Here is a 14,441-nt window from a genome sequence, read left to right as displayed (position 1 = left end):
CTCCTCCTAGGTTTCATGCGGCCCTGGACGCCCGGTCGTAGACCGCGCGCCAGACCCTGTTGCGAATTTCGGCGAATTCCGGGGATAGCCGCACGTCCTCGTTGCGCGGGAACGGCAGCTTGACCTCGATGATTTCCTGCAGACGCCCTGGTCGCGCTGCCAGAACAATAACCCTATGTGCGATATAGACCGCCTCATCGACGTCATGCGTAATAAACATTACTGTCCGCTTGTCCTTTGACCAGGTGTCGAGAAGCTGATCCTGCAGCTTGACCCTCGTCAGCGCGTCAAGCGCGCCGAATGGCTCATCCATCAGCAATACGCTTGGATTCACGGCATAGGCTCGCGCAATCGCGCAGCGCTGCTTCATGCCGCCGGATAGCGTCTTCGGATAGGCGTCGGCGAAGTCCTTCAGCCCCACGAGATCCAGGTAATGCAGCGCACGTTCTCGGCGCTCCTCGCGCCGCACGCCTTGAAGCTTTAGGCCGAACTCCACATTCTTGAGAACCGTAAGCCAGGGGAAGAGCGCATATTGCTGAAAGATCACGCCACGGTCAGGCCCGGGGCCGTTGACCGGCTTGCCATCGACCAGGCACTCGCCCGACGACACGTCCACCAAGCCCGCCACGATGTTCATCGCAGTGGATTTGCCGCATCCCGAGGGGCCGACGACGGTGACGATCTCACCGTCAGCAATGTCGAGTGTCAGGTCGCGAAGCGCGGTGAACGCCTTGGGCCCGTCCCCGAATGTCTTCGACACATTGCGAAATGCAATCTTGGGCTTACGATCAGTCATGGTGGATTCTTTCCTGCCAATGGGTCAGGCGTTCTTCGGCGCGAACGACAATCCGGTCCATGATGAGGCCCAGAATACCGATGGCGATGAGACTGACAAAAATGGTGGGCAGGTCGTAGTAGAGCTGCGCCTGCTGCATTCGGAACCCGAGACCGGATTGCGCGGCAATCAACTCAGCGGCGACGACGGTCGCCCAGGCTGCCCCGAGGCCAATGCGAAAACCAACCAGAATGAAGGGCGTGGACGCGGGAATGATAATCTTCGCAAAGATGACCCCGTCGCCAGCGCCAAGCACCCGCGCGGCGTTGATATAGGTGCGATCCACGCTGATGACACCTTGATAGGTCGATACGACGGAAGACAGAAAGGCGGCCAGGAAGATCACGAATATTTTGGGCTTTTCATCGATGCCCAGCGTGACGATGGCCAGCGGAATAATCGCAAGCGGCGGAATAACTCTGAAGAACTGGATCCAGGGGTCGATAACGGCCCGGGCGATCCGGTACCAGCCCATGAGGAACCCCACGGGCACGGCAATCAATGAGCCCAGCAGGAAGCCGAGGAGCACGCGACGCAGAGAGGCGAACATGTCTGTCCAAAGCTGGCCGGACACGGCCAGATCGATCATGCGCAAAATCACAGTCCAAGGGGTCGGCAGTACCGAAAGCCCTGAAGAAGTGGCGAGCCACCATAACCCTATCCCACAAGCAAAGGACAAAATGCCCCAGAGCAACTTTGGCGATTGGAATAGATAACCTTTGTTCGCTTCGGCAATATCGAGGTCGTTTGCGACGCTCATTGATTCCTCCCTCATCATCGAAGCTAGGCGCGCGCGACTTGGCGGACGAAATTCCGCGCTGCGGTAGACGACGGCCCGTTCGAATAAAGAAATTGTTCCAGCGCCACACAGGCCGCGCCGTGGACGCCGACCGGCTCGGCAAGACTGGTGCGCTCGACGCGCAATCTTATCCGCTGCTGGGGCATCACCCTTGGTGGCAGATCGCTCCGCAACTCTTGCAGGAACCGCTCGGGAGCGTCATTGAAATCGCCACCAAGCACGATCCGTTCGGGAGCAAGGAGCGTGACAGTCGTTGACAACGCCTGCAACAGATATTCATAGAGTTTCGGCCATTCCGGGCTGTCCATCGCGGCCGCGACAAGTGCGGAGCGAGGAAGGTCGGGATTGCCGATGAGTTCGCGAAGCGGCTCTTCCGAGAAGAACCGCTCGAGGCAGCCGCGGCCACCGCACCGACAGCGACGACCGCCCGGCTCGACGACAATGTGCCCAATCTCGACCGCGCTGCGCCGCTCAATCCCGTCCGTCTGTACGAAGCCCGCTCCGATGCCCTTGCCGAGAAGCAGATAAAGAATGCTCTCGGCGGCACGACCGGCTCCGTAACATGCCTCGGCCATAGCCATTGCGGTCGCGTTATGTTCAAGTACAACGGGAAGGCCCAAGCTCTGCTCAAAGGCCTCTGCGAAGGCGATGCCACGCCAACCCGTTAACACAGAATGCGCATTCACACGCCGGGCCGGATCGACACTACCGGGGACGCCGACGCCCACACCAAGAATGCGCCCGCGGGGCAGGTCGCAATGACGGAGAACGCTGTGCGCCAGATCCGACACTCGCGCGATCAGCCCCCCGACCGGCTCGGAAAGATCATAAGTCATGCTGCGGGTGTGCTGCAGGTTTAAGGCGATGTCCGAAAGGGCGACATGCACTTGACCCGCACCCAGATGAATGCCGAGCACGCTCCGCGCAGCAGAGCGTAGCTCGACCGTCACTGGCGGTCTCCCGACGCTCGTTGAGCCGGACGCGTCGTGCTCCCAGATCAGGCCATCGCGGATCATCTGCGCTGTTATCTTGGTCACACCCGCCGAGGAAATGCCGGTCAGCCTGGACAATTCAGCGCGAGACATCGCGCCCTGGTCCCGCAACCTGGTCAATATCTCACCGCTCCCACTTCGCACTGTGCCCCCCCCTATTATTTTCCTTACTTAGTAAATTTAAAATCAATCGCCGTCAAGCGGTGCCGCTTCGCGCTGTGAAGAGCCCGGTATTGAGTGCCACCGAAGGCTGCGTCAAGTTAACGGAAGCTGGACATTGGTATGCGACTGCGGGCCCTGACAGACCCGCTTTACCGCCGGCATCGCTTTCCTACGGAGATTTTGGCTCACGCGGTTTGGCTCTACTTGCGCTTCCCTCTCAGCCTGCGAATGGTCGAGGATATTCTGGCCGCACGCGGGTGAAATCGTTTAGCATCAGACAGTTTGATGTGACCGAGAAGTTTGGACGAGCCTTCGTCAACGACATCCGCAGCCGAAAGGCCGGCCGACCACTCCAAAGCTAATGTGTCAGTCGGCGCACAATGTTGCCCCTTATCGGCATGCAATATTCCACGCCGAAACACAGCTTTGCCGCGGAAAGAACCGCGGCAAGCCTTCCATCTGTCTCTCGCAGGCTGGTTATCGCGCCAGGAAAATCGGCCGTTTGGGATTGTCGAGCATGGATCGGGTCACGCCTCCAAATATAAGCTCTCTTATGCGAGAATGACCGTAGGCGCCCATAATGATCAGATCCGCGCCAACATCATGAGCGCAATCATCCAGAGCCTGATGAATCGTGCGGCCGTCGCTCCTCAACTCGTCAGTCCTGGAATCGATATGAGACCGCAAAAGATATGCATTCAATTCTTCCGCTGATTGTTGATCATCCGCGTCGGGATCGACGATGGCGATCGTGACTTCATGTGCGGATTTCAGCAACAAACGACCTCGTTTGACGGCCTGGATAGCCTCAAGCGAACCGTTCCACGCGATAAGGACGTTTTGGGGCTCAACCGTTGCAATCGTCTCGTCCGGAACAAGTAAAACAGGCAGGTTCGCGTGAAACAGGGCACCGTCGATAACCGCATGCCTCAGAGCAGGGTCTTGCAGGGTTCCTGTCCCCAATACCATCAAGTCGGCATAGCGAGCATCTCGACCGACGATGTTATCGACGTGAAACAGTTCTGTATAGCACTCGGTGACGCTATGTGGCGTCAGCGCGTCGGCAAGTAGCTTTCCGACCTCATCGGCACGTGCATGAAGTTTCGCTTTGTCCACTTCGCGCTGCCTCAACCAGGCCACGGAGACGCTCTCTATATGGGCGCCAACCGGCGGTGGCGCAGCAATTGAGATCAGCAGAACGGAAAGATGCGCGACTGCAGATCGCGCTAATCTTGCCGCTGCGAGGATTTCCTCATCACCAGCGTCGCTTCTCACTGCGGTTAGGATTGTTGAAAAGCTCATCATCGTTCCTCCAATCAGTGGTCGAAGACTAGGTGATCCGTCCACCGCACACCTTGATTCTCGTCAACCCTGATTGGCTCGATCCCGGCTATAAAGGCGCTCTGGTCGTTCTTCATCAGAACAGGATCCCGAATGTCACACGCAGCTCTAAACCCGAGGATTTCCTTCCATGGAGCATCAGGCACCGTTACCGGCTCATGTTTCCTCCTCGAGATTGGCGCCAACCGCATCCTTATCGATTGCGGGATGTTCCAGGGCTCGAAGACCGAGAAGGAGCTGAACTACCGGCCGTTTCCATTCCGGCCGCCCTCGGTGGATGCCGTCATCCTTACTCATGCCCATATCGACCACAGCGGCCTCCTCCCAAAGCTTGTCAAGGACGGCTTCGCGGGCTCTATCCACTGCACTCCGGCAACGATGGATCTCTGCGCTGTCATGCTGCCCGACTCAGCACATATCCAGGAGTCGGAAGTCGAGCAGCTCAACCGGAGAAACGAGCGTCGCGGCCGAAAGTCCGTCGAACCGATTTACACCGCTGCCGACGCCACGGCCACTCTGGTGCAGATGAGAGCGCATCCCTTCGAACAATGGGTCGCAATTTCGCCGCTAGTCCGTTTCCGGTTCTGGAACGCCGGGCACCTTCTCGGCTCTGCCTCCGTGGAACTCGAATTCGGTGCGGACGAAGACCGTCAGCGACTTCTGTTTTCTGGCGACATCGGCCCCCATCATAAGCTGTTTCAGTTCGATCCGAAGGCGCCGTCCGGATGGGATTACGTCATATGCGAAAGTACCTACGGCGATACTGATCGTGACGACCCTTCAGAAGAAAACCGGCGAAACATGTTGCGTGACGAAGTCTGCCTTGCGGCTCGTCATCCCGACGGTGCATTGCTTATCCCCTCATTCGCCGTCGAACGAACACAGGAACTGCTGGCGGACCTTGTCGAATTGATGGACCAGAAAAAGATCATCCAGTGTCCCATCATCATCGACTCTCCCCTCGCCTCACGGGCGACGGAGGTGTTCAAGAAGTATTCGCGGGAGCTCGAAAACGGTGACCTCCTGCGGCACGCAATCGACGCGAAGAATGTCCGATTTACGGAGAGTGCCGAACAGTCGAAAGCAATCGACAACATCAGGGGATTCCACATCGTGATCGCGGCGAGCGGCATGTGCGAAGCCGGTCGAATTCGCCATCGGTTGAAGAACTGGCTGTGGCGGCAGGAGGGCACCGTTCTCCTGGTTGGCTATCAAGCAAATGGAACGCTCGGTCGTTTTTTGGGAGACGGAGCGGCGGCTGTCCGGATCCAGGGTGACGAGATCGCCGTTCGGGCGAGCATCCGCAAGCTCGATGTCTATAGCGGCCATGCCGATGGACCCGAGCTCGCGGCATGGATTGAGGCTCGCAAGCCGATACGGCGCGGCATCTTTCTGGTGCACGGGGAACTGCCGGCAATTGCGGCATTGAAAACGCGCATTTCGGCAAGCCTGCCTGGGGTAGCAGTAATACAACCCGCCATCGACGCCACATACGAGCTCGGCAGTCGAAAGGCCGTCATTGCTTCGTTCAACGAGGCACTGCCCCGGCTTTCCGCTTCACAAGTCGGGCGTGCGGACTGGAATAACGAATTTCAGGCGCTGGTTCTCGATCTACAGGGTTCTCTCGCCAAAGCAGCCGACGAGAAGGCCCGAAATGTCATTTTAAGGAGGATGAGGCGGGCACTCAGCGAAGATAACTGAGACGTTTCCACGAGGCTATAGAGGTGATCTTATCGGCCGGGATCCAGTTCATCAGCTTGATAGGTGGACGTCGAGCCATGCCAACGCTGCCTTGACAGGTTTTGAGCACTATCACTTTTTTGCAACGGCGAGAGAACTCATTCTGCGTTGGCCACAGAGCAGTTGGAGAGGTGACGGGATGAGACATGGATGAACGGCTGAGTTCTTTGCGTCCAATATCCAAGCAAGTGGTGACGTGAAACCGAGTGGCCACCGAAAAGCCGCGGCAAAGGCAAATTCGGGAGATTGCCGGCATAGAAGACACCAAGCTGCTTGTGGCGGTTCGTCCGTTTCAGATTTTCGGTTTTTATTCGCGACCGTGTGAGATCGTCACTGCTCGACAATTTGCATCGGCTACAAATCGCAACCCTCTTTTCCAGTACTCCGGGACCTGCAGATCATTGGGTCACATAGAACGTCAAACCGGCGGCAGCAACGGCGGCACCCGTAATTGCGGCGAGCCGGGCGCTAAAACCGATCGGCCCGACAGTCGCGGCAAGTGCGACCCGTCCGAACGCGTTTGCCGCCATCGCGGCGAGTATGGCTTGGCTGACCGCCTTGGAGGGCGTCGCTTCCGAGGCGCCTCGCAACGCTGTCAAGACTGCGACATCGACATCGACAATTCCAGATAGCGTCACCGTGGCGAGAAGTCCGGAATCGCCGAAATGAACCACGAGCACGGCACTCACGGTAACCGTCGCGGCAAATAACCCCGCGAAAAACAGAAGAGGAGCGATTTCGAAGGGATTCTCGGCGCCGATCTCCACGCCGGATCCGCCTTGCGGCCACAGCACCAACGTCGCCCCGAGACCGGCAAAGGCAACGGCAGCGACGGCCGCTGCTGGACCAACGTCCAGGATCATGCGTGGCGCGACAAACGAGACCAGCCCCACGACACGGAGTATGGACACCATTCCGGCCAGCGCCGCAGCGCCCGCTAACCAACGTGATCCAGTATTAACTTTGGCAGATTGTGCAAGAACCAGCGTAACCGCGGTTGATGACACAATTGCGCCAGCAAGCGCGCTCAGAAGCATGCCTTTTCGCGACCCGAAGGTTCGCACCGCGATATAGCCAACAAAGGATAGGCTCGCGGTCAAAACGGTGAAGAACCAGACTTCCCATGGATTGAGCCCACCCCAGGGGTCGATGGTGTGATTCGGTAAAATAGGCAGCACCACCGCGGTCATAACCGCCAGCATCAACGCAGAACGAAGCTCGACCCATGTCAACTGCTTCAGAAAGCCGTGCAGAATCTCCCTGCTTGCGAGCGTCGCGGCCAGGGCTGCGCCTCCCGCTGCTGCTGCGACGGGGTCTCCGGCCACCGCCAGCCCACCCAGAGCAAAGACAACCAATGCCGCTACGACAGCGGTGACGCTGTAGTCATCATCCTGTTCCGCCTCCCGTAGCTTGAACACGATAAACGTCAGCGCGAACACCAGAAACCCGACCGGAAACACAAATGAACCTTGCAAAACGGACGAGAGAGCACCCATTACCCCGCCAAGAAGACCGGATATTCCAAAGGTTCGAATTCCGGCAGTCCTGCTCCCGGCAGGTGCATCGCGCTCTCGCCAGCCGCGCTCCAGCCCGACCAACAAACCGATCGCAAGAGCAAGCCCCAGGCTGGCGATAACTTGATTCATATTTGGCCTTCAACACAACAGTGAATGCAACTGCAGGACCTGCCTTGATAGCCGGTACTGCGAACAGTTATGTCCTTGACGCAATTCGAAATGCCGTCATAGCAAAAGCCTAGCAGTTTAAGTTGCACTCCGATTGACATCCCTCAATCAAACGATGGCGTTCCAGCTTCCCTGACGGGTCTGGGCAAGAGAGACAATCACCACCACTTCTTGCAGTCCAAACCGTTTTCAGCGTGAGAAATCAGCCGAGCGGCACCTTCACCTGAACCTGAACGCCTTCATATTTCAAAAGTCTGGGCGAGATGACTTTCACGGTCATGCCGGTGCGGTCGGTTATGGCCTTAATGATGGCGAGCCCGAGACCGCTACCGTCGATCTTTGCGCTCCCTCGCTCGAACCGGTGAATTAGCCTTTCCATGGCATCGGCAGGCAGGACCGCGCCGTCATTGGCAACGCAAAGCAATCCATCCGCCTGCAGCTCCACTTCGATCATGCTATCCTGTGCCCCATGCTTCAAGGCATTCTCAACCAGATTGCGAAAGAGAATGCCAACGGCATCGGGATCCAGTCTGGAAAGCACCGGGGCCTGCGGAAGGGTTAGCACGATCCGCCCCTCTCCGGCCCTCGCGAAATCCTCGACGATCATCGTCAAGACAGTTCTGAGATCGGAAGGTTGGTCGCTTTGCAGCCGTCCGCCTTCGGCGCGGGCAAGCTGCATCAGCTTTTCCGACATGCGCATCAACCGCTTCAGCGTTGTCTCGATTTCCGTCGCCCGCTGGCTCGTCAGTTCTTCCTTGGTCTCGGAGCGAATGCGTTGCGCCTGCGCGATCGCACCGGCCACCGGCGTACGAAGCTCGTGCGCCGCATTGGCCGCAAAGGCGCGTTCGGCGTTGAAAGCCGCCGTCAGGCGGTCTAGGAGCTGGTTGACGCCCGCCGAGATCGGAAGAAGCTCGCTCGGCAAGCCGCTGTCGGGGAGAGGCGACAGATCCTTCACGCCGCGATTGGCCAATTCCTGCCTCAGCGCGCGCACCGGCCGCAAGGAGCGGCGTACTGCCAGAAGTATCGCGAGCAGGCTGAAAGGGATCACCACGATCAGTGGCAGCACGAGACCCAACAGCATCCTGCGTGACAATTCGTTGCGACGGTCGAGCGGTTCGGCGACCGCAATCGTCAAGTTCCGATCAAAGCTTGTATCGTAATAGAGCTGGTGCGTTTCGGTTCGGATAAAGCCGCGCTTCGTGAAAGGAGGAAAAATCGACTCGTCCGCCCCCTTCGAACCCAGCAGGATCTGCCCGTTCTGGTCACGAACGATAAAAGTCACGTCCTCGCCGTAGCGCGCCTCGCGGTTCGTGCCCGGCTCATCGTCGTCGCCATCGTTGTCATCCTCGTCGTGCCGGATTGGAGTGCGGCGCTGATGGCTCTCGCGCAGGTCATGTTGGGCAATCGGCAGAATACGCTGCGCAGTGGCCTTCAACCCGTCATCAAACACCTCCTGCATTTCCCCGTTTAGGCTCCGCGCCGTTACCGCCGCCGCTGCGAGCCACAGCAGCGTTACCGAAAGCCCGACAGCAAGGGCCAGGCGAGTCTGGAGCGAACTACCGAATTTCATGGCCGCCCCAGACGATAGCCAAGTCCGCGCTCGGTCTCGATCACCTGCGTGCCGAGCTTCTTGCGCAACCTGCTCACATGGACTTCGATGGCGTTGCTGTCGATTTCCTGGTCGAAAGAATAGAGCCGTTCCTCCAGCTGTGCCTTGGAAAGAAGCTGGCCAGGACGTTGCAGGAAGGCCTCGAACAGGACCCATTCTCGTGCCGTAAGACCCACAGCCTTGCCTTTCAGGGTGACGCTTCTGGCGGCGAGATCGATGGTGAGGCCCCCAAGCGTGATGTTTGGATTGGGATTGCCGGCATAACGGCGCGCCACAGAACCGATACGGGCTGAAAGCTCTGCAAGATCGAAGGGCTTCACCATATAATCGTCGGCGCCGGCGTTCAGTCCGGCAATCCGGTCAGAGACCTGATCGAGCGCAGTCAGGATCATGACCGGCGTCACGCCACCCCGCCCGCGCAACGCCTTCAGGAAAGGGATGCCGAGCCCGTCCGGCAGCATCAGATCCAGCAGCACGAGATCATAGACGGCGGCAGCGAGTGCGTCGCCGGCCTGGTCGAGCCGGAGGACCCAATCGACGGAATGGCCATCCGCGACGATCTGATCGCGAATGGCCGCGCCGAGCACCGTATCATCTTCGATCAGCAGAACCCGCATCGCGACCTCCTTTCTCTCGTCTCCTACTCCACCTGCCAGCTTACGGGAAGCTGAAGCAATGTCCCGCCGGTTGTCAGGTGCCGGTCAGTCTGGGGCGCGATTGATCAGCCCAGCACAGAGAGGAAACGATGATGAAGACCGGCATGTTGCCCATCCTGGCCCTCGCCGTCCTGGCCGCCACCTCTGCCCAGGCAAGGGACGATTGCGACGTTCCCGTCGGGTCATGGAAATCGCGCGACGCCGTGCGCGCGATGGCGGAGGAGCGGGGTTGGACGCTGAAACGCATCAAGATGGATGACGGTTGTTACGAGATCTATGGCACCGACAGGAACGGCCGTCGATTTGAGGCGACAATCAATCCCACGACGCTCGAAATCATCCAGATCGAGGAACGGCGCAATCGCCGCTGACTTCGTCTCCCAATCCTTACAAAGACCAACTGGAGATATCCCTATGAACTATCGGAAACGTCTTCTCACCGCCTGCGCCGGGATCGGCTTTCTCGCGATCCTTGGCAGCCTGGCGATGCCATTCGCCGCACCGAACACCGACACAGCGACGGCTGGAGCCGTACCGGCCGGCTACCATGACCTTGACAAGGAGGGTGAAAATGAGGGGCATCGCCGCCATGGCGACGCCCATGATCGCCGAGCTTCCAAGAACTACCTCGGCGATGACGATGACGATGACGATGACGGTGCCTGCGGCGGTCGGAGCGGCGCCATGCAACATCAAAAAACTGCCACGCCCGCCAACGGCCTGTTCACCTCTGGCTCCACGCCTCGGGCCCAGACGAACTGAACAGCCCAGCTAAGGAAAATAGCGATGAGAACGAAATCCCTACTTGCCATGCTCGCCGTCACCACGGCGCTCACCATTCCAACCTTCGCGATGGCGCGCGAAGTGACCTTCACCACCAATATGCGCAACTATGGCGGGGATGGCGCCTACCTTGCCTACTACGTCACGGATGCCCGGGGCAAATATGTCGGCAGTCTCTGGATGGCCGGCGGCAAGGCCAGGTATTACGAACATCTCAGCGGCTGGTACCGCGCCACGGGCGGCAATAACGGCGAGATCAACGGTATCACCGGTGCCAGCGTTGGAGCGGGCCGCTCTCTGAAGGTGACGGTCGATCTTGCCGATACGCTGTTCGATGCCGGGTATCAGCTTCACATCGACTCCGCCGTGGAAGACATGCGCGACAGCCCGAACGAGATAGTCGTGCCGCTGACGTCGGAGAGCTCGGGTCAGAAGGTCAAGGGCACCCGCTACATCGCGGAATTCAGCTACGCGCGTTAAGAAGGATAATAATCATGACCCGCTCGCTCCACCGTTGGTTCGGGCTGACTGCCGCGATGCTTCTCACCGTCGTCGCGCTAAGCGGCGCCGCGCTGTCGATCTTTCCCCTTTTGGAGGCGCTCACGACGGATACCGCGCAACAGATCAGCGTCGGGGAACTCGCCGCGCGAATCCAGGCGGCAGAACCCACGGTGGAGCAGATCAGACGCGCGCCTTCGGGGCGTATCACCGCCTACTACTACGAAGGCGACCAACCCGCGGCCGCCTTCATCGACCCCGCGACTGGCTCGCCGTCGGGCAGCGCCGACATCTCGGAGTTGGAGCGCTGGTTGACCAATCTCCATCGCTCGCTTTTCCTCGGCGATACGGGACACCTTGTAACCGCGGGCGGTGCTGCGAGCATGCTTGCCCTCGCCATTTCCGGGCTTTCCCTGCTGGCACGTCGCGCCGGGGGCTGGCATCGCCTGCTCAAGCCCATTCGGGGAACCGGCGACGGGCGCTCGCACGCCTTGGTCTCGCGCCTTGTCATGCCGGGTGTCTTTTTCTCCTCGCTTACCGCTCTTTGGATGACAGCTGCTGCCTTCGGCTGGCTGCCGGACGGCGCGGATGCGCTTACCTTTCCGGCGGATGTCAGCGGCAAGACCGGTGTCGCGCTCACTTCCGTCGCTCTGCTCCAGGAGACCCCGGTCGATAACCTCCTTTCGCTCAATTTCCCTGCCAGTGGCGACGCGACGGACGTTTTCACTCTCAAGACAGCTGCAGGCGAAGCATATATCGACCAGGGCAATGGTGCGCTGCTGGCTTGGTCCGATGCCGACTGGATCAATCGGGCCACGCATCTCGTCACCATATTGCACACCGGGCAGGGCATGGCTTGGCTTGGCCTCGCTCTCGGTCTATCCGCGCTCGGTGTGCCTGTCCTCGGCTGGACCGGCGTGATTGTCTGGCTCAGGGGCCGCCTCGACGGGAGGACGGCCTCGGTTGCTGCTGTCGAGGCTGATACGATCTTGCTCGTCGGCAGCGAGAACGGCACAACCCGGGCCTTCGCCAATACGCTGCAAGCCACTCTTTCCACGGAGGGACTGCGTGTCCATATCGGCCCGATGTCCGATTTCGACCCAACCCGCTGGCCGAAGGCGCGGCGTCTCATTCTGCTTGCTGCCACCTATGGCGACGGCACGGCCCCCGCCTCAGCCAATGGCTTCATCGAACGCTTCGAGCGGACCCGCGCAAAACCCGGGCTGCCGCTCGCAGTACTCGGTTTCGGCGACCGCAGCTTCCCGGCCTTCTGCGGTTTCGCGGCCGAGATTGTGCGAATCGCCGAGGAAAAGGGCTGGGCCTCCTTACTTCCCTTCGACACGGTGGACCGCCAATCACCGCAGGATTTTGCTCGCTGGGGACGCAGTCTTGCCGGGACGCTTGGTCTCGGTTTCGAGCTGCACCATCAGCCGACTGCGCCGAAGACCTGGAACTTGCAGCTCGCGTCCCGCCGCGGCTATGGTGCAAGCGTGCAGGCGACCACGGCCATCCTGCGCTTTGACCTGCCGAAGATTTCGCTCTGGCAGCGTTTGACAGGCAAGGCTTTCCCGCGGTTCGAGGCCGGGGATCTGATCGGCATCGTGCCGCAAGGCTCGGATCTGCCGCGCTTCTATTCGCTTGCTTCCGGAACGCAGGATGGCTTCGTTGAAATCTGCGTACGCAAGCAGGCTGGCGGTCTCTGCTCCGGTCAGTTGACCGCGCTGGAGCCAGGTGAAACCATTTCGGCCTTCCTTCGCTCCAATCCAGGGTTCCGCCCTACGCCAGGAAGCAGGCCGGTCATCCTCATCGGCGCCGGAACAGGCATCGGCCCGCTCGCCGGCTTTGCCCGCGCCAACCAGGCGTGCCGACCCATCTACCTCTATTTCGGTACCCGCCATCCAGCCAGCGATGCGCTTTACGCAGAGGAGCTCTCCGATTGGAAGGAGGGACGACAGCTGACATCGGTCTCGACCGCATATTCGCGGACGGCGACGCCGGCCTATGTGCAGGACATTCTGCGCAAGGATGCGAAACGGCTCTCCAAGCTCATCGCGGACGGTGGGCAGATCCTCGTCTGCGGCGGACGGGAGATGGCCGCGGGCGTCGCCGCCGCCGTTGCCGATATTCTCGCGCCACAGGGCGTGAGCCTTGCCACCCTGAAAGCCGAGGGACGTTATGCCGAAGACATTTACTGACATGAAGCGCCATGCGATAAACGGAGCGACCATGGGCACGCGCTGGTCGGCCCTGTTCCATATGCCTGCGGATTTCGACGCCGAGCCGGCAGGCGCCGCAATGGCCGAAGCCGTGGCCGACGTGGACCGGCAAATGTCGGTCTGGAAGCCGGGAAGCGACCTCAACCGCCTGAACGCGGCGGGGCCGGGCGAATGGATCGCGCTGCCGGCGCAGCTGCTCATCGTGCTGGAAGCCGGTCTTGCCATCGGTCGGGCCTCGGACGGAGCCTTCGACATCGGCATGGGTGATGCGACCACCGCTTGGGGGTTCGGCCCGGGAGAGGCGAATGAGGATCTGATCGAAGCCGCTCGCCTTGCGCGCCGTATACCAGCCCATCAGGTCCTGGAACTCGACAAAGCCGCCGGAGCGGCCCGTAAGCACTTAAACATGCACTTCGACCTCAATGGCATTGCCAAGGGGTACGGTGTCGATCGACTGACGGAGGCCGCGCGTGAACACGGTATCGAAGCCGGCATCTTTTCCATCGACGGCGAGCTGCGAGCGCTCGGCACTCAACCTGACGGGCGCGGCTGGAACGTCGCCGTCGAAATGCCCGACCTGGAAGCGCGCGCCGCGCATTCCATCCTCGTACTACACGACGCCGCCGTTGCCACGTCCGGCGACTACCGACATTGGATCAATGTCGGCGGCCACCGGCTGTCGCACACCATGGATCCGCGTTTGGGAATGCCGCTCAGGCGTTCGCCAGGCTCCGCTACGGTAATTGCCGATGAATGCATGGGAGCCGACGCCTGGGCAACGGCGATGATGGTTCTTGGCGAGGTGCGCGGCGTCTCACTCGCCGAAAAGCATGGGCTCTCCGTACTCTTCCTCGAGCACGGCCAGCCAAAAGGGGCCGGATGCGGCCTGTTTGCTGCTTAAATGGCTAGATGCCCATGCGCCCACCCCTTGCGCAGAACCGCGCCAGCTGATGAGGAACGCCTCGATGGGATTTTCGGTTGCCGGTCCTTCGCCGCGCGCCGGACGGCCTAGGCAACTCCCAACCGCCCATTTCGGCCCCTCGCTCCACGCGGCAGGCTCCGTTCTCCCTTGCCGCATCCATGCGGAGGCTGCCATCACTGGACCGTGAGTTGTTTTTGGCCCGC

Annotated in this window: 13 protein-coding genes and 1 pseudogene; 7 read left to right on the top strand and 7 right to left on the bottom strand. The window is 60.2% G+C overall.

What is annotated here, in order from left to right:
- Window positions 1-13 precede the first annotated feature (13 nt).
- Genes ACSQ8R_RS25610 through ACSQ8R_RS25600 form a run of 3 tightly spaced genes read right to left on the bottom strand, consistent with a single transcriptional unit; the run spans window position 14 to window position 2,770 of the window.
- The gene (locus ACSQ8R_RS25610; protein ID WP_436256154.1) at window positions 14-796 is read right to left on the bottom strand and encodes an ABC transporter ATP-binding protein; all 783 of its coding nucleotides are present in this window, start codon (window positions 794-796) and stop codon (window positions 14-16) included.
- A complete protein-coding gene (locus ACSQ8R_RS25605; protein WP_436256153.1) occupies window positions 789-1,595 on the bottom strand; it encodes an ABC transporter permease in 807 nt (268 codons plus the stop codon). Before ACSQ8R_RS25605 ends, ACSQ8R_RS25610 begins: the two co-directional genes overlap by 8 nt.
- 23 nt (window positions 1,596-1,618) lie before the next feature.
- The gene (locus ACSQ8R_RS25600) at window positions 1,619-2,770 is read right to left on the bottom strand and encodes an ROK family transcriptional regulator (protein ID WP_436256152.1); all 1,152 of its coding nucleotides are present in this window, start codon (window positions 2,768-2,770) and stop codon (window positions 1,619-1,621) included.
- Between the two features lie 138 nt (window positions 2,771-2,908).
- Here ACSQ8R_RS25600 and ACSQ8R_RS25595 point away from each other — a divergent pair.
- Window positions 2,909-3,046, top strand: a pseudogene (locus tag ACSQ8R_RS25595) (IS6 family transposase); the annotation flags it as partial.
- A 219-nt stretch (window positions 3,047-3,265) separates the two neighbouring features.
- Here the strand turns inward: ACSQ8R_RS25595 and ACSQ8R_RS25590 are convergent.
- Window positions 3,266-4,093: a universal stress protein gene (locus ACSQ8R_RS25590; protein WP_436256151.1), complete on the bottom strand. Its 828-nt coding sequence runs from the start codon at window positions 4,091-4,093 to the stop codon at window positions 3,266-3,268.
- A 129-nt stretch (window positions 4,094-4,222) separates the two neighbouring features.
- Between ACSQ8R_RS25590 and ACSQ8R_RS25585 the strand changes: the two genes are divergently transcribed.
- Complete coding sequence (locus tag ACSQ8R_RS25585; RefSeq protein ID WP_436256150.1) at window positions 4,223-5,830, top strand: MBL fold metallo-hydrolase; 1,608 nt, start codon at window positions 4,223-4,225, stop codon at window positions 5,828-5,830.
- 437 nt (window positions 5,831-6,267) lie between these two features.
- Here ACSQ8R_RS25585 and ACSQ8R_RS25580 read toward each other — a convergent pair whose 3' ends face one another.
- From ACSQ8R_RS25580 to ACSQ8R_RS25570, 3 genes are all read right to left on the bottom strand, one after another.
- Window positions 6,268-7,515 carry an MgtC/SapB family protein gene (locus ACSQ8R_RS25580; RefSeq protein ID WP_436256149.1) on the bottom strand — a complete coding sequence of 416 codons (1,248 nt, stop codon included), beginning with the start codon at window positions 7,513-7,515 and terminating at the stop codon, window positions 6,268-6,270.
- A 241-nt stretch (window positions 7,516-7,756) separates the two neighbouring features.
- Window positions 7,757-9,124: an ATP-binding protein gene (locus tag ACSQ8R_RS25575; RefSeq protein ID WP_436256148.1), complete on the bottom strand. Its 1,368-nt coding sequence runs from the start codon at window positions 9,122-9,124 to the stop codon at window positions 7,757-7,759.
- Window positions 9,121-9,780 (bottom strand): response regulator transcription factor, encoded by a 660-nt coding sequence (locus tag ACSQ8R_RS25570; RefSeq protein WP_436256147.1) that lies wholly within the window; start codon window positions 9,778-9,780, stop codon window positions 9,121-9,123. The genes ACSQ8R_RS25575 and ACSQ8R_RS25570 overlap by 4 nt, the downstream gene beginning before the upstream one ends.
- Before the next feature lie 128 nt (window positions 9,781-9,908).
- On the opposite strand from ACSQ8R_RS25570, the gene ACSQ8R_RS25565 reads away from it, so the two are divergent.
- From ACSQ8R_RS25565 to ACSQ8R_RS25545, 5 genes are read left to right on the top strand one after another with little or no spacing between them, the layout of a single operon-like run.
- Window positions 9,909-10,190 carry a PepSY domain-containing protein gene (locus ACSQ8R_RS25565; protein WP_436256146.1) on the top strand — a complete coding sequence of 94 codons (282 nt, stop codon included), beginning with the start codon at window positions 9,909-9,911 and terminating at the stop codon, window positions 10,188-10,190.
- A 43-nt stretch (window positions 10,191-10,233) separates the two neighbouring features.
- Window positions 10,234-10,581 (top strand): hypothetical protein, encoded by a 348-nt coding sequence (locus ACSQ8R_RS25560; RefSeq protein WP_436256145.1) that lies wholly within the window; start codon window positions 10,234-10,236, stop codon window positions 10,579-10,581.
- A gap of 24 nt (window positions 10,582-10,605) precedes the next feature.
- Window positions 10,606-11,082: a DUF2271 domain-containing protein gene (locus ACSQ8R_RS25555; protein WP_436256144.1), complete on the top strand. Its 477-nt coding sequence runs from the start codon at window positions 10,606-10,608 to the stop codon at window positions 11,080-11,082.
- 14 nt (window positions 11,083-11,096) lie between these two features.
- Entirely contained in the window at window positions 11,097-13,295 is a 2,199-nt protein-coding gene (locus tag ACSQ8R_RS25550; RefSeq protein WP_436256143.1) for a PepSY domain-containing protein, read from the top strand.
- Window positions 13,276-14,217, top strand: coding sequence for an FAD:protein FMN transferase (locus tag ACSQ8R_RS25545; RefSeq protein ID WP_436256142.1), 942 nt, complete (start codon window positions 13,276-13,278; stop codon window positions 14,215-14,217). Before ACSQ8R_RS25550 ends, ACSQ8R_RS25545 begins: the two co-directional genes overlap by 20 nt.
- Window positions 14,218-14,441 lie beyond the last annotated feature (224 nt).

It is taken from the genome of Neorhizobium sp. LjRoot104, assembly GCF_964253725.1.
GTDB lineage: Bacteria > Pseudomonadota > Alphaproteobacteria > Rhizobiales > Rhizobiaceae > Neorhizobium.
Note: the sequence above shows the minus strand (reverse complement) of the source record. Positions and strands in the feature narration are given on the sequence as shown.